Origin of the sequence: Streptomyces caeruleatus (genome assembly GCF_001514235.1) — a bacterium.
In the GTDB taxonomy this organism is placed as follows: domain Bacteria; phylum Actinomycetota; class Actinomycetes; order Streptomycetales; family Streptomycetaceae; genus Streptomyces; species Streptomyces caeruleatus.
Window position 1 is genome coordinate 366,098 of the sequence record NZ_KQ948934.1, and the last position, 19,004, is coordinate 385,101.

Here is a 19,004-nt window from a genome sequence, read left to right on the forward strand (position 1 = left end):
CGCGACCAGCCACCCACGGCCGCCACCCGCCCCCACCCGAGGTCATCAGGGCGCGGCCGCGTCCAGCACGCCCCGCACATGCCAACGGCGGCGCTCACGGAATCAACCCGTGACCGCCGCCGTCGAGCAGCCGTGATCCGCGTCAGCGATCCGCGTCAGCGATCCGCGTCAGCGGTCCGCGTCCATCGGTTCGAGGTCGTCCTCGTCCAGATCCGTGTCGAGCTCGTCTTCGAGGTCGTCGTCGGATTCCGGCTCGCCGTCGTCGAGGTCGTCGTCGAACACCGTGCTGACGTCGAAGCGACAGACCACCCGCTGCGGATCGACCCCTTCGAAGGGCGCCTCCAGCCATTCCCCGGGGTCGGCCTGGTCGTCCGAGGCGATCACCCACAGCGTGGAGTCGCCCTCCTCCAGGCCGAACTCCTTGTGCCGGGAGGCGATCTCATCCGGCTCGAACTCGCCGAACAGAGTGCTCAGCGCCCCGTGCACCGTGCCGGCGGCATCCGCGTCGGGGCCTTCGCCGTAGTCCGCCGCCTCGACCCGCTGGGCCTGCGCCAGCAGCCGCTGCGGCTCCGCCACGGCGTAGTCGCGGCGGATCAGCACGCTCAGCGCGTTCGGTTCCTCGGGGCCCGTGTACGGCGGCAGCGCGTCCTCCGCACCGGGGATCTCGAAGGGCGTGACCTCGTCGTAGCGGTCGTAGAGCAGCTCGTCGTAGGTCTCGGCGGCCGCGGCCAGCTGGTTGAACGCCTCGTAGACGGCCGGGTCGTCCTCACCCGACCGGCGTTCGACCGCGGCCAGGTGGCGGTCGAGCGCGGTCTTGACCGCCTCGGCGGCGGCGCGTACCTCGGCAGCGGTGGGCTGCACAGCATCAGACATAGTGCAGACGCTATCCGTACCGGGCCCCAGCCCGCACAATAGATGCGATGCCGGAATACGAATTTGTCGACGTGTACGTACCGCGCGGGGTCTCCCGCAAGGACGCCACACGCCTGCTGACGGACCATGCCGAGTACGGACACTGGGAGTTGGACCGCCTGAGCCTGCTGCGTGACGGCAGCCGCAAGGTGCGGCTGCGGCGCCGGATCATCCGCCAGGTGCGGGCCACATGGTGAGCTGAGGCGACAGACAGCGAGACAGGGACAACAGCAGAGAACACACCGGAGCGGGCCCCGCCGATGCGGGGCCCGCTCCGTTTCCCGCCGGACGGCAGGGTGCTACGCCGAAGGCCGGGCCTTGCGGTAGAGCACCGTGCCGGCCAGCAGCGCGCCCGCGCCGACCGGGAGGGCGAGGCCCATCGGCAGGTCGCTGCCGGTCCGGGCGAGCTGCGCGTCACCCCGGGGCTGGGTGACGAAGTGCGCGCCCGGCTGGTTGCCGTGCGAGGAGCCGCCCGGCGTCACGTCGCCCGTGCCGGGCGGTGTGCTCGGGGAACCGGGGTGGCTCGGCTCGTCGGGGTTCTGCGGGCTTCCGGGGTTGCCGGGGTGCTCCGGGTTGCCTGGGTTGCCCGGCTGCTCGGGGTTGCCGGGATGGCCAGGGTTACCGGGGTTTCCCGGGTTACCGGGGTTTCCCGGGTTACCGGGGTTTCCCGGGTTACCGGGGCTGCCCGGCTGTTCCGGGGACCCGGGCGGGTTCTGGTGGCCCCCGCCGCCGTTGTTGGTGCAGTCGTTGCCCTCGGTGGCGTTGCCGATGCCGATGATGTCGACGCTGTTGCCGCACACGTTGACCGGCACATGGACCGGCGCCTCGACGTGGTTGCCGGAGGCGACGCCGGGCGAGTCGGTGGCGTGCCCGTCGGCGGACGCCGCCGAGCCGCCGCCGGAGCCGTGGCCGCCGCCCGGGTTGGCGCAGCTGTTGCCGCTCGCCGGGTTGAGCACCCCGATGACGTCGACGGTGTTGCCGCAGACGTTGACCGGCACGTGCACCGGCGCCTGCACCGTGTTGCCCGACAGCACGCCGGGCGAGTTCGAGCTGGAGCCGTGCGCGGCCGAGCCGGTCGCGTGGGCGGCGCCGCCCGCGGCCGCGACGATGCCGGTCGCGGCCGCCACGGTCATCAGGCCCTTGCGGGTGACCTGTCGCATTGCTGAATACCTGCCTTCGACCTTGTTCCGAAGATCCGAAGAAAGGACGCCGGGAATTCGCCCGACGTCCCCAAAGGCCGGTCGGCCCCGGAGCGCATGGCACGCACTCCGGGGCCGACGGGCTCAGCCCTTTTCACAGGGCGAGGCACAACGTCACTTGTTGATGCAGGTGTTGCCGAAGGCGGGGTTCAGCAGCCCGATCACCGAGATCGTGTTGCCGCAGACGTTCACGGGGACGTGAATCGGCGCCTGAACGACGTTGCCCGAAAGGACACCCGGGGAGTGCACCGCGGCACCCTGGGCACCCGAGTCGGCGACGGCGAGGCCCGCGCCCGCGAGAACCAGCCCACCAGTGGCAGCCGCAGCGGCGACGACCTTCTTGATCATTATTCCTCCTTGTTGGCAATGCGATCACAAGTAGCTGATCGCATCACCTGTAACGAGGAGGAACTAATAGGGCTACGACCTGATGAGCGCGTTCACTCGTGCCGGTCACGACCAGTACGTCTGGTCGAATACCGAAGTGTGCTTTCAGCGGGCCAATTCAGGACGCATCGATGAACCGGTCGAGCACCCGGACCCCGAATTGCAGCCCGTCCACCGGTACCCGCTCGTCGACGCCGTGGAACATGCCCGCGAAGTCCAGCTCCGGCGGCAGCTTCAGCGGGGCGAACCCGAAGCCCCGGATGCCGAGGTCGTCGAAGGACTTGGCGTCGGTGCCGCCGGAGAGCATGTAGGGGATCGCCTTGGCCGCCGGGTCCTCGGCGACCAGCGCGGACTGCATCGCCGCGACGAGCGCCCCGTCGAAGCCGGTCTCCACGGCCTTGTCGGCGTGCACGTCCTCGCGCCGTACGTTCGGGCCGAGGATCTTGTCGAGGTCGGCGAGGAACTCCTCCTCGAACCCGGGCAGGAAGCGGCCGTCGACGTGCGCGGTGGCCTCGCCCGGGATGACGTTGACCTTGTAGCCGGCGCCGAGCTGCGTGGGGTTCGCGGTGTTGCTGAGGGTCGCGCCGATGAGCTTGGCGATGCCGCCGAGCCTGGCGAGGGTGTCCTCCATGTTCTCCGGGTCCAGCTCGGTGCCGAGGGCGTCGCCGAGTTCGTCGAGGAAGGCCCTGGTGGTCTTGGTGACCCGCACCGGGAACTTGTGCCGGCCGAGGCGCGCGACGGCCTCCGACAGTTCGGTGATCGCGTTGTCCCGGTGGATCATCGAGCCGTGTCCCGCCGTACCGGCCACGGTCAGCTTCATCCAGTGCATGCCCTTCTCGGCCGTCTGGATCAGATAGAGCCGGCGCTCCTCGCTCACGGTGAACGAGAACCCGCCCACCTCGCTGATCGCCTCGGTGACACCCTCGAAGAGGTCGGGATGCTTCTCGACGAGGAACCGGGCGCCGAACTTGCCACCGGCCTCCTCGTCGGCGAGGAACGCGAGCACGATGTCGCGCGGAGGCCTGCGGCCACTGCGCAGCCGGTCGCGCACGACCGCCAGGGTCATCGCGTCCATGTCCTTCATGTCGACGGCCCCGCGCCCCCACACGCACCCGTCCGCGACCTCGCCGGAGAAGGGGTGGTGGGTCCAGTCGTCGGCGTTGGCCGGTACGACGTCGGTGTGGCCGTGGATGAGCAGCGCGGGCCGGGACGGGTCCTCCCCCTCGATCCGGGCCACCGTGGAGGCGCGTCCCGGGTGGGACTCGAAGATCTTCGGTTCCAGCCCCACCTCGGCGAGCTTCTCGGCGACGTACTCGGCCGCCTTGCGCTCACCGGGCCCCGAGTGGTCACCGTAGTTGCTGGTGTCGATCTGGATCAGCTCGCGGCAGAGGTCCACGACCTCGTCCTCGCCGGTGACGCCCCTGGCCGTGTCCGTCTCGCTCACGCTGCTTCCTCCCGCGCTGTTGCTGCTGGTGGTCCCCCACATCCTCCCTCTCCGCGGTCCCGGGCCCAAGACCGGCCGCGACCCGTCACACGCCGTTAACGCGGCGACGGGGGGTGATCGGGCACCCTCGAAAGCCTGGTAGTGTTTTCTCTGTCGCCGCGGGGGTAACCCCGCACGACAGACACCTTGTCCGGGTGGCGGAATGGCAGACGCGCTAGCTTGAGGTGCTAGTGCCCTTTATCGGGCGTGGGGGTTCAAGTCCCCCCTCGGACACCAGTGGGGACGTTCACGAGATCGTCCCGAAGCGTTCACGAATTACCGGTTGAGTCATATGACTCACCGGTATTTCGTCGTTTCTGGGGTTTTGAGCCTCGTGATCGGCTCGATGAGGGGGTGAGGTGCAGACCGTACGTATACGGGCTGGACGCCTGCGCCCACGAGGTCAGGGCAGGACACAGGATCCGCCCGACCGCCCCTCGGGCAGAGCCGCAGGATAGGGCGATAATGGCTTAGGTCCGGCGATTCGCCGCCCGAGGTACGCGGACCGGATCGCAGGCCGGTGCAGTCTTCGCGAGAGCGAGATGAGCCATCATGGACCAGGGCATCGCCGCCGACCGGGCGGCGCGGCCGGTCGCAGAGCCGGTCGAAGAGGCGCTCACGGCGCGCGTCACCCTCGACGAGAACGCCTCCGTGACCGGGTGGAACGCGGGCGCTGAGCGCCTGCTGGGGTACTCGGCCGCACAGATCGTGGGGCGATCGGCGGCCGGTCTGCTGGCGGAGCCGGTCCCGGTGGAGGACCTGCGCTGCATCGAGGAGCTGCCGAGATGGCATGGGACGGTCTCCGTCCGGCACCGTGATGGCCGGCGGTTGGAGATCAGGGTCCTCGCGCACCACCGGACGCCGGAGACCGGTACCCGCGAGTGGTTCCTGGTCTCCGCCCTGCCCGGGAAGCAGCCTCAGCCGGCCGACGAAGACCTCGTGCGCCGGAGCTTCGCGCAGTCCCCTTCCTGCGCGCAGGCGCTCTACGACACCGGGCTCCGGGCGCGGTGGGTGAACGAAGCCATGGAACGGGCCTTGGGCCTCACGCAGGACTACCTGCTCGGACTGCGCACCGGCGAGGGCGTGGACGGGCCGGTCGGTGAGCTGGCAGAGCAGGGCATGCTGCGGGTGCTGGAGACCGGGGAGCCCGAGTATCAGGAGCACTTCATGCGCGCCGGCGGTGAAACGCGCGAGCACGCCTGGTCGGTCGTCCTGTCGCCGCTGCGGGACCGGACGGGCCACGTGCAGGGTGTCTGCCTCACCACGCACGACATCACGGAGCAGTACTGGGCACGCAAGCGGCTCCAGCTGATCGCCGAGGCCGGCCAGCGCATCGGCACCACGCTCGACGTGATGCGGACGGCGCAGGAGCTGGCGGACGTGACGATCCCGGAACTCGCCGACTTCGTCAGCGTCGAACTGCTGACCTCCCTCGACGACCTGCACGAGCCGGTCCCGGAAGGCGGGTCGGCGGCCGGTCCTCTCCTTCTGCGGCGCGCCGCCCACCAGTCCGTGACCCCGGGCATCCCGGAGGCGGTCGTCGGCCTGGGCGATGTGGACGGGTATCCGGAGCATTCCGCACCGGTTGAGAGCCTCCGGTCCGGACGGGCCTCCCGGCACGAGATGACCGACGCCGCGATCGCCGACTGGGGCGCCGGCGACCCGGCCCGGACCTCCCGGGTTCGCGAACTCGGCATCCACTCGGTGATGACGGTGCCTCTGTCGGCACGCGGAACCACTCTGGGCGTCGCCGTCTTCTACCGCTACCGGCACCCCGAGATCTTCCAGGAGGACGATCTGGTGCTGGCCGAGGAGCTGGTGGCCCGGGCTGCCGTCTGCATCGACAACGCCCTGCGCTACACCCGTGAACGCGGTACGGCGGTGATGCTGCAGCGCAGCCTGCTGCCTCGGCGGCTGCCCGAGCAGGCGGCAGTGGAGGTCGCCTCCCGCTACCTCCCGGCCGGCGGGCACGCCGGCGTGGGCGGCGACTGGTTCGACGTCATCCCCCTGTCCGGGGCGAGGGTGGCACTGATCGTCGGCGACGTCGTCGGCCACGGCATCCACGCCTCCGCGACCATGGGCCGTCTGCGTACGGCCGTACGCACCCTCGCCGACATCGACCTGCCCCCCGACGAACTGCTCACCCACCTCGACGACCTGGTCGCTCGCCTGTCCACCGAGCAGGAGAGCGAACAGCCCGCCGACCGGTACCCGGAGCCCGCCAGCGAGGTCGGCGCGACCTGCCTGTACGCCGTGTACGACCCGATCTCCCGGCGCTGCTCACTCGCCCGGGCCGGACATCCGCGGCCGGTCGTGGTGGGCCCCGAGGGCACCGTCGAACTCGTCGACCTCCCGGCAGGCCCCCTGCTGGGGCTGGGCGGTCTGCCTTTCGAGGCGGCCGAGATCGACCTGCCCGAGGGCAGCCTGCTCGCCCTCTACACCGACGGCCTGATCGAAGGCCGAGACCGCGACATCGACGACGGCCTCCACCGGCTCTGCCAGCTGCTCACCCGGCCGGCGCCCTCCCTGGACGCCCTGTGTGACACGGTGCTCGCCGATCTCCTGCCCGCGCGCCCGGCCGACGACGTGGCGCTCCTCCTCGCCCGCACCCGCGCGCTCGACGCCTCGCAGGTCGCCACGTGGGAGATACCGGCCGATCCCTCCGCGGTCGCCCAGACCCGCAAGGACGCGTTGGCACAGGTCGAGGCCTGGGGGCTGGAGGACACCGCCTTCGTCACCGAGTTGGTCGTCAGTGAGCTCGTCACCAACGCCATCCGGTACGGAGAACCTCCGATCCAACTCCGCCTGATCCACGACAGCACCCTCATCTGTGAGGTCTCCGACGGCAGCAACACAGCTCCCCACCTCCGCCGCGCCCGCACGTACGACGAGGGCGGCCGCGGTCTGCTCCTCGTCGCACAGCTGACCCAGCGCTGGGGCACCCGCCAGAGTGCCCGGGGCAAGACCATCTGGACGGAACAGACTTTCGAGCCGGTCCCGCCCGACCTCTTCTGACCAGCGGCAGCCACTTCCTCATCGCCGGCCATGCATCACCTATGGCTCCTGTCAATCAGGGGTTTCTCGCTTTTCCGGGGCTGTTTCGGCCGAAGTGCGGCCGTCGGCCGCCAGCAGGGCGATCACGGCGAGGGCGGCGAGCAGGATGATCGCCAGGACCAGGACCGTCAGGGTCGTGGGGTCGTTCCAGAGCGCGAACACCAGGGCGATCACCAGCAGGGCCCCGATCGTGAGCCACTTCCGGTTGCCCTCGGTCCAGGTCCCGGCCCGGCCCGTGGTGACGCCGTGGGCCTCCGCCCACCGGGCCGCAAAGTCCGCGCCGCGTTCGGACCCGGAGCGCACCGCGCGCGGCAGCCGGCCCGGTCCGACGAGGTAGGCGCCGAGCGCGACGATCACGGCGAGCACGATGACGGTGCGCAGGGTGGCCTTCAGGAAGCGCAGCAGGGTGTCGAAGACCGCGGCCGCCGCCGGTTCGGACAGGACGCTCGGCGGGAGATGGTCCAGGTAGTAGCGGCGGGCGACGACCAGGCCGATGGCGACGACCAGGCAGCCCACGGCCGCGCCCAGCGCCGTCTTCGCCAGCGCCCGTCTGCGACGGTGGGCCAGCAGGACGCCCGCCGCCCCGAGCAGCACGGTGATCACCGGCATCCAGTAGCCGGCCAGGTCCAGCGCGTGCGCCGCGTCCTGGAACTGGTCGAGTTGGTCGGACTGGAAGAGGACCACCTGTTTCTCGACGGCGGGGATATGGGAAGCCGGCTGCACGCCGGCGTCGACCAGATCCTTCTTGACCTGCTCCACTGCGGTTCCGACGTCGAGGGTCACGGTGCCCTCCTCGACGCCGATCGCCCCGCGTCCCTTGCCCGTGAGGGCATGTACGACAGCCGAGTGGGCGGTCCGGTTCGCCGTGACCCACAGCTTCTCGAACCGGTCGCTCTCGACGAAGCGTTTCGCCACCCGGTCGGCGGCGGCGTGGGCGGCCTCGTTCACCTGGGGGGCCAGTGCTTTGACGGCGTCGGCAGCGCGGGGCGGCAGGCCCTGCGACTTCAGCCAGTTCGCGATGTCGGTGGTGATCTGCTTGCCGTCGACGCGGACGTCGACCGCGTCGACGAGCCGGTGGCGCACCGCGTCCTCGATGGCGCGGTCGGTGGCGAGCGGCTTCATCGTCTTGACGTAGCGGTCGGTGTCCAGAGCGATGTCGTGCACCCACACCGTGATCACGGTGACGGGGACCAGAACGCACGTGAGGACGATCAGCACGGCCGAGGCCGTGCTCCGCAGCACCCGGCCCGCACGACCGCCCTGTGGCGAGTTCGACATCAGTCCTCCGGCATCGGGACACCGGCCGCGAAAACCCCCGCGGCCTGTGTCCATTGCCGCTGAACAGGGGCTTCACCGCATGCCGGACTGGGCCATCCGGACGCCCTGTTCACGGCCCCTCACCCACTGTGTGGGGCATGTCTCGTCCGATGAAGATCACCAGGTCAACGTGGGTCCACCACCACTTGGGAACCCCCCGAACGGGCTTCCCAAGTGGTGAACCAACGACCGCGAACCTAGCGTCGTACTAAAATTTCCGGCTTGTTACGGAGCTGGAGCCGGACAACCCCAGGCGAACTGCGGGCCCGCCAGCGCCCCGGAGGCATCCGGGATCGAGACGCGAGGACCGGATGGCAGCCATACACGAGGGCAGCGCTCTCGGCCTGCTCGACGAAGAGATCCGCGAGAAGTTCGGCGACACGGCACGTTTCTCCGGGGGCCCGGCGGCCTCCCCGCGCACCCTCGTCGACGTCTTCGAGGCGTCCGTGCGGTCGTATCCGGACGAGCCCGCTCTCGACGACGGCACGACCAGCCTCACCTACCGGGCGCTGGCCGTCGAGGTGCAGCGGCTGCGGCGCAGGCTCGCCGCGGCCGGGGTCGGGCTCGGGGACCGGGTGGGCGTGCGGGTGCCGTCCGGGACCAATGACCTCTACGTCGCGATCCTCGCCGTCCTGGCGGTCGGTGCGGCGTACGTCCCGGTCGACGCCGAGGACCCGGACGAGCGGGCCGAGCTGGTGTTCGGGGAGGCGGACGTACGGGCCGTGATCGGGGCCGGGCACGAGATCGCCCTGCACGGCACCTCCGAGTCCTCCGCCGGGCGTCCCGGCGTCGAGCACGACGCGTGGATCATCTTCACGTCGGGCTCCACCGGGAAGCCGAAGGGCGTCGCCGTCTCGCACCGCAGTGCCGCCGCCTTCGTGGACGCGGAGGCCGCGCTGTTCCTCACCGAGGAGCCGATCGGGCCCGGGGACCGGGTCATGGCGGGTCTCTCGGTCGCCTTCGACGCGTCCTGCGAGGAGATGTGGCTGGCGTGGCGGTACGGCGCCTGTCTGGTGCCGGTGCCGCGCTCGCAGGTCAGGAGCGGTGCCGATCTCGGGCCGTGGCTGGTCGAGCAGGAGATCACGGTCGTGTCGACCGTCCCGACGCTGGCCGCGCTCTGGGAGCCCGAGACCCTGAACGACGTACGTCTGCTGATCTTCGGCGGTGAGGCCTGCCCGCCCGAGCTGGCGCAGCGGCTGGTGACCGAGGGGCGCGAGGTCTGGAACACGTACGGGCCGACCGAGGCGACCGTCGTGGCCTGTGCCTCGCTGATGAGCGGGGAGGAGCCGATCCGGATCGGGCTGCCGCTGGACGGCTGGGAGCTCGCCGTCGTCGACGAGGCCGGGGAGCCGGTGCCGATGGGCGCCAGCGGGCAGCTGGTGATCGGCGGGGTCGGGCTGGCCCGGTATCTCGACGCCGAGAAGGACGCGGAGAAGTACGCCCCGCTGCAGTCGCTGGGCTGGGAGCGGGCGTACCGCAGTGGTGACCTCGTCAAGGCGGAGCCGGAGGGGCTGGTATTCCTCGGGCGGGCCGACGAGCAGATCAAGCTCGGTGGGCGGCGGATCGAGCTCGGTGAAGTGGACGCCGCGTTGCAGGCACTGCCCGGGGTGGCCGGTGCGGCCGCCGCCGTGCGGACCGCTCGCAGCGGCAATCAGCTGCTCGTCGGCTACGTCGTCACGCAGGACGGCTGGGATCAGGCGGCTGCGGTCGAGAAGCTGCGGGCCGAGCTGCCCGCCGCGCTCGTGCCGTTGCTCGCGCCGGTCGAGGAGCTGCCGACCCGTACGTCGGGCAAGGTGGATCGCAACGCGCTGCCCTGGCCGCTGGAGGGCCTGGAGAGCGGCGCCGGTCCGGCCGAGCAGCTCTACGGCACCGAGGCGTGGCTCGCCGAGCAGTGGACCGAGGTGCTCGGCATTCCCGTGACCAGCGCCTTTGACGACTTCTTCGCGATCGGCGGGAGCAGTCTGGCCGCCGCCCAGCTGACGACACGGCTGCGGACCCGCTATCCGAGCTCGGCCGTCCTGGACATCTACCAGCAGCCGGTGCTGCGGAAGCTGGCCCGGCGGCTCGAGGAGTCCGTGCAGGACGACGGGGCGGAGCGGGTGATCGCCCCCGTGCCGAGGCGCGCCCAGGTGATCCAGGTCGTGCTTCTCCTTCCGCTGTTCACGCTGCTCGGCCTGCGCTGGACCGTCGTGTTGGCCGCGCTCGGGAACCTGCTGCCCGCCTACGGATGGCTGCCGACGGCCCCTTGGTGGCTCGTCGCGGTCGGAGCCGTCGTCCTGTTCAGTCCGCCGGGGCGGCTCGCGCTGGCGGCCGGGGGCGCGCGGCTGCTGCTCAGGGGCGTGAAGCCCGGCCGGTACGCGCGCGGTGGCGGTGTGCATGTGCGGCTGTGGACGGCCGAGCGGCTGGCCGAGTTCAGCGGGGCGACCTCGCTGACCGGGGCGTGGCTGGAGCGGTACGCGCGGGCGCTGGGCGCCAAGGTCGGGCCCGATGTCGACCTGCACTCGCTGCCGCCGGTCACCGGGCTGCTGAAGCTGGGCCGGGGTGCGGCCGTCGAGTCCGAGGTGGATCTGTCGGGGTGGTGGCTGGACGGGGACCGGCTGGAGATCGGCGCGGTGAAGGTGGGCGCGCATGCCGTCGTCGGTACGCGCAGCATGCTCTTCCCGGGGGCCCGGGTGGGCAAGCGGGCCGAGGTGGCGCCCGGTTCGGCGGTGACGGGTCAGGTTCCCACCGGTCAGCGGTGGGCGGGCGCTCCCGCGGTCAAGCTGGGCAAGGCCAAGCGCAACTGGCCGAAGGAACGGCCGCGGCGTGGGACGTACTGGCGTGTCATGTACGGCATCACGGGCTTCGCGCTGACCGCGCTGCCGGTGCTGGCGGGTGCGGCCGCGTTCCTCGTGGCCCGGGTGTTCTTCACGCCGGACGCGCCTGTCGTCGGCGCCGCGCTGGCGCTCGTACCGGCGACGCTCGCCTTCGGGCTGGCGTACGCCGTGCTGATCCTGGTCGCCGTACGGCTGCTGAGCCTCGGTCTGCGTGAGGGCACCCATCCGACGCACAGCCGGGTCGGCTGGCAGGCCTGGACGGTCACGCAGCTGATGGACCGCTCGCGCGAGACGCTGTTCCCGCTGTACGCCGGGCTGGTCACGCCGGTGTGGCTGCGGCTGCTCGGGATGCGGATCGGGCGCGGTGCCGAGGTGTCGACGGTGCTGGCGCTGCCGAGCCTGACCACGGTCGGTGAGGGCGCGTTCCTCGCCGACGACACGCTGACCGCGCCGTACGAGCTCGGTGGTGGCTGGATGCGGATCGGGCGGGCTCAGATCGGGCGGCGGGCCTTCCTCGGGAACTCGGGGATGACCGCGCCGGGGCGTTCCGTGCCGGACGGCGGTCTGGTCGGGGTGCTGTCGGCGACGCCGAAGAAGGCCAAGAAGGGCACGTCGTATCTGGGGCTGCCGCCGGTGAAGCTGCCGCGTGCCGCGGCCGACGGCGACCAGAGCCGGACGTACGACCCGCCGGCCCGGCTGCTGTGGGCGCGTGCTCTGGTGGAGCTGTGCCGGATCGTGCCGGTGTTCTGCTCGGCGGGTCTTGCGGTGCTGACGATCGCCGCGCTGTGCGCGCTGGGGGTGTGGGCGCCGCTGCTGTCGGGGCTGGTGCTGCTGGGTGCCGGGGCCGCGGCCGGGCTGGTGTCGATCGTCGCGAAGTGGCTGCTCGTGGGGCGGCACCGCAGCGGGGAGCATCCGCTGTGGTCGTCCTTCGTGTGGCGCAACGAGCTGGCGGACACGTTCGTCGAGGTGCTCGCGGTGCCGTGGTTGGCGGGTTCCGTGCCGGGTACGCCGGTGATGACGGCCTGGCTGCGCGGGCTCGGGGCGCGGATCGGCAAGGGCGTGTGGGTCGAGAGCTACTGGCTGCCGGAGACGGATCTGGTGACGCTTCAGGACGCGGCCACCGTGAACCGGGGCTGTGTGCTCCAGACACACCTCTTCCACGACCGGATCTTGCGGACGGATACTGTGGTCCTCCGTGAGGGCGCGACGCTGGGTCCTGGCGGGATCGTCCTGCCCGGCAGCGCGATCGGGGCCCGTACGACGCTGGGTCCCGCGTCGCTCGTCATGGCGGCGGAGTCGGTGCCCGACGACACCCGTTGGCTCGGCAACCCGATCGAGGCATGGCGTCCCTGAGCGCGGCCCACTCGGGGCCGGAGGGCGGTGGGCCGGCACTTCAGTGGCAGCAGTACGGCGCAGGGAGCACAGACAGCAGTGGCAGTTCAGCAGGCGGCGGGCGCGGACCCGTACTTCCCGGAGCACGGCGACCCCCGCTACCGGGTGCACCGGTACGAGCTCGCCCTGGACTACCGGCCGGGCCCGAACCGGCTCTCCGGGACGGCCCGGATCAACGCCATCGCGGGACGGGCGCCGCTCACCGAGTTCGTGCTGAACCTGGCCGACTTCAGGATCGGACGGGTCCGGGTCGACGGACGGCAGCCGCACTACACGCATCGTGGCGGCAGGCTGCGCGTACGGCCGGCGAAGCCGGTGCGTGCCGGGGCCGCCTTCACGGTCGAGGTGCACTGGTCGGGCAACCCCAAGCCGGTGAACAGCCCCTTCGGCGGGCTCGGTTGGGAGGAGCTGGAGGACGGGGCACTGGTGGCGAGCCAGCCGATCGGGGCGCCGTCGTGGTATCCGTGCAACGACCGGCCCGCCGACAAGGCGTCGTACCAGCTCTCGATCACCACGCCGTCGGCGTACGCGGTGGTGGCGGGCGGGCGGCTGCTGACCCGGACGACGAAGGCGTCCACGACGACCTGGGTGTACGAGCAGTCGGCGCCGACGTCGAGCTATCTGGTCGGGCTGTCGATCGGCAAGTACCAGACGGTGCTGCTGGGTGACCCGGGCCTGGGCGGGGTGCCGCAGCACGGGCACATCCCGGCGCATCTGCTGCCGGAGTTCTCCCGGGACTTCGCGCGGCAGCCGCAGATGATGGAGGTCTTCCAGGAGCTGTTCGGGCCGTACCCGTTCGACGAGTACGCGGTCGTGGTGACCGAGGAGGAACTCGATGTGCCCGTCGAGGCCCAGGGGTTGTCGCTGTTCGGCGCCAACCACGTGGACGGGGCGCGGGGTTCGGAGCGGCTCGTCGCGCACGAGCTGGCGCACCAGTGGTTCGGCAACAGCGTGTCCATCGCGGACTGGCGGCACATCTGGCTGAACGAGGGCTTCGCGAAGTACGCCGAGTGGCTGTGGTCGGAGCGCTCGGGCGGGCGTACGGCCCCGCAACTCGCCGCCGCCGCACACCGGTTGCTGTCCGCGCAGCCGCAGGACCTGCGGTTGGCGGATCCGGGCCGCAAGTCGATGTTCGACGACCGCCTCTACGAACGCGGCGGGCTCGTCCTGCACGCCGTGCGCTGCGCGATGGGCGACATCGCCTTCTTCCGCATGCTGCGCGCCTGGGGCCAGCTGCACCGCGGCGGCACGGTGACGACCGCCGCCTTCACCTCCCACGTGGCCCGCTTCGCGACCGAGCCGGTGGACGAGTTGTTCGAGGCGTGGGTGTACGGGGCGGCGCTGCCGGCGTTTCCGACGTCGACGCCGCCCCAGGTGAGCGCCTGAGGGCGGAGAAGCCGGGCGGCCGGGGCGGTGGTACCCGTCAGGGGTGCCGCTCCTGGCCGTGCGCCCAGAGCTGACGGCTGCGATCAGCCGCGGGGAGTGCCGCCCGCACGTACTCGATGTCGGACGGCGTCAGCAGGTCCCTGGCCGCGGGGCTCAGCGTTTCGAGCAGCCATCCGCCGGACCGGTCGAGCCATCCGCGCGCGTCGAGCGCGGGAGCCAGTTTCAGAAGCCGGACGGCCGCCCGGTCACGTGCCTCACCCGGTGGGTCCTTCTGAAGACGCCGGAAGGTGTCGTCGAGCAACCACTCCGTGCCGCCGCCGGGCTCGATGCCCTCGTCCAGAGCCAGCCCCAGGAGCTCGTGGAAGAGGTCGACCAGGTCCCCGCGCCGGGTCCGGTCCAGGAGGCGGCAGGTGCACACGAGCAGGGAGATCCTCGTCGCCTCGTCGAGCGCGCTGAGGTAGAGCCCGCGGTTGGCCAGTGTCCGCAGCACGTCGAGCGCGAAGTGGACGGGAAGCGCGTCGCACTCCCCGGCGAGTCTGCCGCTGATCAGCATGAGGAAGCGGGAAATGGCCGCGGCGCCGCGGCCCGCGTCGAGCGGTCTCAGGCACGTGGTGTAGCGGTACAGCAGTTCCTCGCGGGGCTCCCGTGGGCACAGCAGCAGGGCGATGAGCGCATGGGCGGCCGAGACGTGCCGTCCGAGGTGGTCGACGGTGAAGATGCCCATGAAGTCCCCGAGTTCCTCGAACACGGGAAGTGACGGCTCCAGGAGGAGCTCGGTGTCCTTGTCGTGCAGCGAGCGTGAGCGCCGCAGTGCGTCGTGTGCCGTGTAGTCGGCGAAGAGACCGTCGTCAGGGGCGTTCAGCAGCCAGGTGATGTTCTTCGCGGTGGGCGGGGCGTCCTGGTGCTCCAGGCGCAGGACGAGGTCCCTGCTGCCGTCCCGGGAGACGGGCACCGTGCCCACGGCCCGGGTGAAGGCGTCCCAGGTGGCCGGTGTGAACTGCGACTTCCAGAGGGTCGCGTGCGCACGCCAGCTGTCGGCCGGGGCGCCGTCCGGCGCGGCCAGCTCGGAGAACTGGACGACATGCCCGGGTGCCAGGGCCAGGAGGAGGAGGTTCGCGCTGTGACAGGCGTGACGGTACGTCACCGGCACCGGCGCCGGGCCGGTGGTGTAGCCCGTGTCGCTGCCGGCGGGCAGGGCGTGCAGCGCTCGGGGGAAGAGCGCCCGAAGCGGTTGCGTGGAGGGCAGGAGCTCACCGAGGTTCTGGAGGATCTGGGCCCGATCGGTCAGCGGGGCGAAGGACAGCAGGGCGAAGAGAAGTCCCTCGTACGGCCCTCGGTCCGGGCAGTGCGCCAGCGTGCGGGCGATCTTCCGGGCGACCAGGTACTCGCCGAAGGTGGCGTGCAGGAACTCGTACCAGCACCGGTCGGCGCCGTCCTCGTACGTGGCCCTGGCCTCGTGCATGAAGAAGAACCGGCCGAAGATCAGCCGCGCTTCGGGGTCGGCCCAACGCCGGTCGGGGGCACGCAGGAAGGCGAGGTCGTGTTCGGCCTCCTCGGCGCTCACGCCCTGGCGTCCGCGGTTGAACATGGCGCAGGCGATGACGGAGAGGAGATCGAGTTCGTCCTCGACCCTGACCTCCAGCTTCTCGGGCCGCAGCCTGGGCTCCAGCTTGCCGAGCTGACGGCGGACGAACAGCCGCAGCAGCCGCTCGTACAGGTTGACGCGGCTCAGGGGTATCTCGTCGTCGCGCCCGGCCTCGGGGTCGATCGCGTAGTAGAGGGCCAGCATGAGCAGCAGGAGGGGCTGGGGCGCCAGTTCGGGGTGGAGTGCTGCCACGTCCGGGCGAAGTGGCGGACAGGTGTGCCGGTTGGCCGTGTTCCAGACGTCCGACCAGCGGGCGACGCGGGCATCGTCGAAGGGCTCCAGACGGACGATCACGGTGCCGTCCGGGAAGCGGGTCTGGTCGGCGACAACGGTCCGGCTGGTGACGACGGCGGCCACCGGGAGGCCGTTGTCAGCCGATCTCCACTGGAACTCCGCGATCTCCTCCAGGTAGTACCAGTGGTCGGTGCCGCCCGCCTGGAGCAGTTCGTCGAGCCCGTCGAAGATCAGGACGGGCAGGACGCCTTCGGCCGACTCGGTGACCGTCTCCCAGGTGAGGTCGGTCTGCGTGGCCTGGCGCAGGGCCTGGGCGATCTGGTCGAGGATCCCGGCGTCGGCCGCCACGCTGCGCAGTTCGACACGGATCGGCAGGTAGTCGGCCGGCGGCAGGCGCGCCGCCAGCAGGCGGCTGAGCAGCGACTTGCCCGCGCCCGGATCGCCGAGGATGACGAGCGGTCTGCTGACGGCGTGGGAGGCCGTGAGGTGTCCGGCGAGGAAGCCCTGGATCTCCTCGCGCAGCGGGTGCGTACGCCACCAGGCGTCGACGTGCGGCTCGCTGTGCCCGTCGTGGAGGACGACCCGGAAGGCCGGGTTGACGTATCCCTCGGCGAGCCGTGGGACACGGGGCCCGGGCTGGGTCCGGTCGGTCTCGGCGAAAGGCGATACGGGGCGGCTGAGTTCCCGGCGGTAGACGGCGGACAGCCGGGCCGGCCAGGTGCCCGGCGTGACGTCACGGGCGAGGGCGTTCAACAGTGCCCCCAGGCCCTCAAGTCCCCGCTGCCGCCCGTTCAGTTCGCTGTGGAGCGCGTCGAGCCGGTCCTGAGCGGGGCCTACGGGACACGCGCGCCAGACCTCCTCCGTGGCCGACTCGTCCTGCATGCGCGTCCAGAGGAACAGTTCGGGGCATTCGGCGGCGAGTTCGGCCAATCGGATCTCGTAGCGGACCAGGGCTTCCCCTACGGCCTCCATCGGGAGCCGCGCACCCGTCAACACTGCCGCGGCAGCGCCGTAGTGAATGATCAGCCGGTTGCGGTAACCCGTCTTGGAGTCACCTGCGTCGGGCAGCGGTGCGTCGGGGTAGGCGTCGTCACCGAGGCTGTTTTCGAACAGCCGGGCCGTATGGAGCTGCCGACGGGGCGAGGTTCCGGGATCAATGACCGAGCTCGCCACGACCGCGCCGGCCACCACGACCGTGTGGGCGGCGTGCAGCAGCCGGACCCGGTGGGGGCGACAGGTGCGGCGTACGCGAGGGCCGATGCCGGACAGCAGCCGGTCGGCGAGGCCGGCGAACCGGTCGCGGAACGCCGCACTCTCTTCCGGCCCCCGCAGGACGCCCCTCGCCATGTCCCGCATGTCGTCGTGCAGGCGCATGTCCTCGCCGGCGAGGATGGCGGCCGCCTCCGGGAAGCTGCCGGGGCTCGGGTCGTCGGATTCCCGGTCGGCGGCCGTGAAGCGCCCGCCTTCGCCGTCGTTCCGGCAGAGGGGGCAGCCCGCGGTTTCCGGGGCGGGCGTGGGGCGGGCGGGCCGGCCGGCCGTCGCCGCCGCGTACGCCAGTTCGTCCTCCAGTTCCTCCAGACGCCGGCGCCAGTAGTCGAGGGGACCGTCGAAGGCACCCACCACGACCCGTACGACATCCCAGTCGGGGGCCTTCGCCCGCCGCCCGTTCAGCAGCTCGGACACGGCCGCCGGACTGAGGTTCAACAGCCGGCACAGGTGTGCCCGGCTGACACCGCTCCTGTCGACCTGCGCCTTCAGCGGTCGCCAGAAGGCCGCCACCAAGTCACTGCCGGACACGTGACGTTCCCCCTCATCGTGCTGTTCGTCCGGTCGGAGCTTACGGGCGCGGGCGACGGCGCGGGCCCGCACCGGCACAATGGAGGTCATGTCCCGACGCAGCGTCCGTTCCCCTTCCACGCCGAAGACCCCGGGCGCCTGTCCGTGCGGGCTGTCCGAGCCCTACGACAGGTGCTGCGGCAGCTACCACTCCGGCGCCGGCGCCGCGCCGACCGCGGAGGCGCTGATGCGGTCGCGGTACAGCGCGTTCGTCAAGGGCGACGCCGCGTACCTGCTGCGGACCTGGCATCCGCGGACGCGGCCGGCGCGGCTGGAGCTCGATCCGGGGATGCGGTGGACCGGGCTGGAGATCCTCGCGACCGGTGACGGTACGGCGTTCCACACGGTCGGCACCGTGGAGTTCCGGGCGTCCTACCGGGGCGGGTCGCTGCACGAGCGGAGCCGGTTCGAGCGGGTGGACGGGGCTTGGGTGTACGTGGACGGGGACTTCCCGGAGTGACGGTCCAGGCCGGGTCCCGGCGGCCCGGGTGGCAGCCAGTAGTCCTGGCCGAAGGGTTCGAGCCACAGCCGCAACTGCCCCTCGCCGCTGTTCCGCACCAGCATCGGCGGCGGTCTTCGGCGGTCACGGCGCCAGGATGTCCAGCTCCTGGAGGGCGCCCATGGTGATCTCGCGGGTCAGGTGTTCCGCGCGGACCGCGTCGCCCGCGCGGACCGCCTCCGCGACCTGGACGTGCAGGGTGACCGCGGCCGGGTCGGGGTCCTCGAACATGATCTCGTGATGGGTGCGGCCCGTGAGGACCTCGGCGACGACGTCGCCGAGGCGGGCGAACATCTCGTTGCCGGAGGCGTTGAGGACGACGCGGTGGAAGGCGACGTCGTGGACGAGGTAGCCCTCCAGTTGGTGGCCGCGGGAGTGGGCGACCATGCCGAGGGCGCACTCGGTGAGTTCGGCGCACTGGTCGGCCGTCGCGTGCTTCGCGGCCAGCCCGGCCGCCACCGGCTCGATCGCCGAGCGCAGCACCGTGAGTGAGCGCAGCTGGTGGGGGCGGTCGGCGCCGGCCAGGCGCCATCGGATGACCTGGGGGTCGTAGACGTTCCACTCGGCCTTGGGACGGACCGTCACGCCCACGCGGCGGCGGGACTCCACCAGGTGCATGGACTCCAGGACGCGGACCGCCTCGCGCATCACCGAGCGGGAGACGTCGAAGCGCTGCGCCAGTTCGTCCGTGCGCAGAACACTGCCCGGCGGGTACTCGCCCGCCGTGATCGCGGGGCCGAGGGTTTCCAGTACCTGGCCGTGCAGCCCGCGGCCCGTTGTGCTCATGCACTCAGCGTACGGGGCAGATCACGCGATCAAAAAGTCAGACTTATATGTCACAGGG

The 19,004-nt window shown here is 71.4% G+C and carries 12 protein-coding genes and 1 tRNA gene; 6 read left to right on the forward strand and 7 right to left on the reverse strand.

The window, feature by feature from the left end; all coding sequences use genetic code 11:
- Positions 1-168 precede the first annotated feature (168 nt).
- Entirely contained in the window at positions 169-873 is a 705-nt protein-coding gene (locus AQJ67_RS31630) for a hypothetical protein (RefSeq protein ID WP_062722756.1), read from the reverse strand.
- A gap of 47 nt (positions 874-920) precedes the next feature.
- On the opposite strand from AQJ67_RS31630, the gene AQJ67_RS31635 reads away from it, so the two are divergent.
- Complete coding sequence (locus tag AQJ67_RS31635; protein ID WP_030053310.1) at positions 921-1,109, forward strand: DUF5703 family protein; 189 nt, start codon at positions 921-923, stop codon at positions 1,107-1,109.
- A 102-nt stretch (positions 1,110-1,211) separates the two neighbouring features.
- On the opposite strand, the gene AQJ67_RS48715 is transcribed toward AQJ67_RS31635, so the two are convergent.
- The 3 genes from AQJ67_RS48715 to AQJ67_RS31650 form a co-directional block, all read right to left on the reverse strand.
- The gene (locus tag AQJ67_RS48715) at positions 1,212-2,072 is read right to left on the reverse strand and encodes a chaplin (protein WP_062722757.1); all 861 of its coding nucleotides are present in this window, start codon (positions 2,070-2,072) and stop codon (positions 1,212-1,214) included.
- Between the two features lie 153 nt (positions 2,073-2,225).
- Positions 2,226-2,459: a chaplin ChpH gene (gene chpH / locus AQJ67_RS31645; RefSeq protein ID WP_048584573.1), complete on the reverse strand. Its 234-nt coding sequence runs from the start codon at positions 2,457-2,459 to the stop codon at positions 2,226-2,228.
- Between the two features lie 157 nt (positions 2,460-2,616).
- Positions 2,617-3,942 carry a M20/M25/M40 family metallo-hydrolase gene (locus tag AQJ67_RS31650; protein ID WP_062722758.1) on the reverse strand — a complete coding sequence of 442 codons (1,326 nt, stop codon included), beginning with the start codon at positions 3,940-3,942 and terminating at the stop codon, positions 2,617-2,619.
- 188 nt (positions 3,943-4,130) lie between these two features.
- Here AQJ67_RS31650 and AQJ67_RS31655 point away from each other — a divergent pair.
- Together AQJ67_RS31655 and AQJ67_RS31660 are read left to right on the forward strand one after the other, a co-directional pair.
- Positions 4,131-4,218, forward strand: a tRNA-Leu gene (locus tag AQJ67_RS31655).
- A gap of 315 nt (positions 4,219-4,533) precedes the next feature.
- Positions 4,534-6,996 carry a SpoIIE family protein phosphatase gene (locus AQJ67_RS31660; protein WP_062722759.1) on the forward strand — a complete coding sequence of 821 codons (2,463 nt, stop codon included), beginning with the start codon at positions 4,534-4,536 and terminating at the stop codon, positions 6,994-6,996.
- Between the two features lie 51 nt (positions 6,997-7,047).
- Here the strand turns inward: AQJ67_RS31660 and AQJ67_RS31665 are convergent, their stop codons facing one another.
- Positions 7,048-8,313 carry a hypothetical protein gene (locus tag AQJ67_RS31665; RefSeq protein ID WP_062722760.1) on the reverse strand — a complete coding sequence of 422 codons (1,266 nt, stop codon included), beginning with the start codon at positions 8,311-8,313 and terminating at the stop codon, positions 7,048-7,050.
- A gap of 350 nt (positions 8,314-8,663) precedes the next feature.
- Between AQJ67_RS31665 and AQJ67_RS31670 the strand changes: the two genes are divergently transcribed.
- Together AQJ67_RS31670 and AQJ67_RS31675 are read left to right on the forward strand one after the other, a co-directional pair.
- Positions 8,664-12,521 (forward strand): Pls/PosA family non-ribosomal peptide synthetase, encoded by a 3,858-nt coding sequence (locus AQJ67_RS31670; RefSeq protein WP_062722761.1) that lies wholly within the window; start codon positions 8,664-8,666, stop codon positions 12,519-12,521.
- Between the two features lie 78 nt (positions 12,522-12,599).
- Entirely contained in the window at positions 12,600-13,946 is a 1,347-nt protein-coding gene (locus AQJ67_RS31675; RefSeq protein WP_062722762.1) for a M1 family metallopeptidase, read from the forward strand.
- A gap of 37 nt (positions 13,947-13,983) precedes the next feature.
- Here AQJ67_RS31675 and AQJ67_RS31680 read toward each other — a convergent pair whose 3' ends face one another.
- Positions 13,984-17,622 (reverse strand): NACHT N-terminal helical domain 7-containing protein, encoded by a 3,639-nt coding sequence (locus AQJ67_RS31680; protein WP_159058857.1) that lies wholly within the window; start codon positions 17,620-17,622, stop codon positions 13,984-13,986.
- A 79-nt stretch (positions 17,623-17,701) separates the two neighbouring features.
- Between AQJ67_RS31680 and AQJ67_RS31685 the strand changes: the two genes are divergently transcribed.
- Positions 17,702-18,121, forward strand: a complete 420-nt coding sequence (locus AQJ67_RS31685) for a YchJ family protein (RefSeq protein ID WP_062722764.1) — start codon at positions 17,702-17,704, stop codon at positions 18,119-18,121.
- 123 nt (positions 18,122-18,244) lie between these two features.
- Here AQJ67_RS31685 and AQJ67_RS31690 read toward each other — a convergent pair whose 3' ends face one another.
- The gene (locus AQJ67_RS31690; RefSeq protein WP_062722765.1) at positions 18,245-18,946 is read right to left on the reverse strand and encodes a FadR/GntR family transcriptional regulator; all 702 of its coding nucleotides are present in this window, start codon (positions 18,944-18,946) and stop codon (positions 18,245-18,247) included.
- Positions 18,947-19,004: the final 58 nt, after the last annotated feature.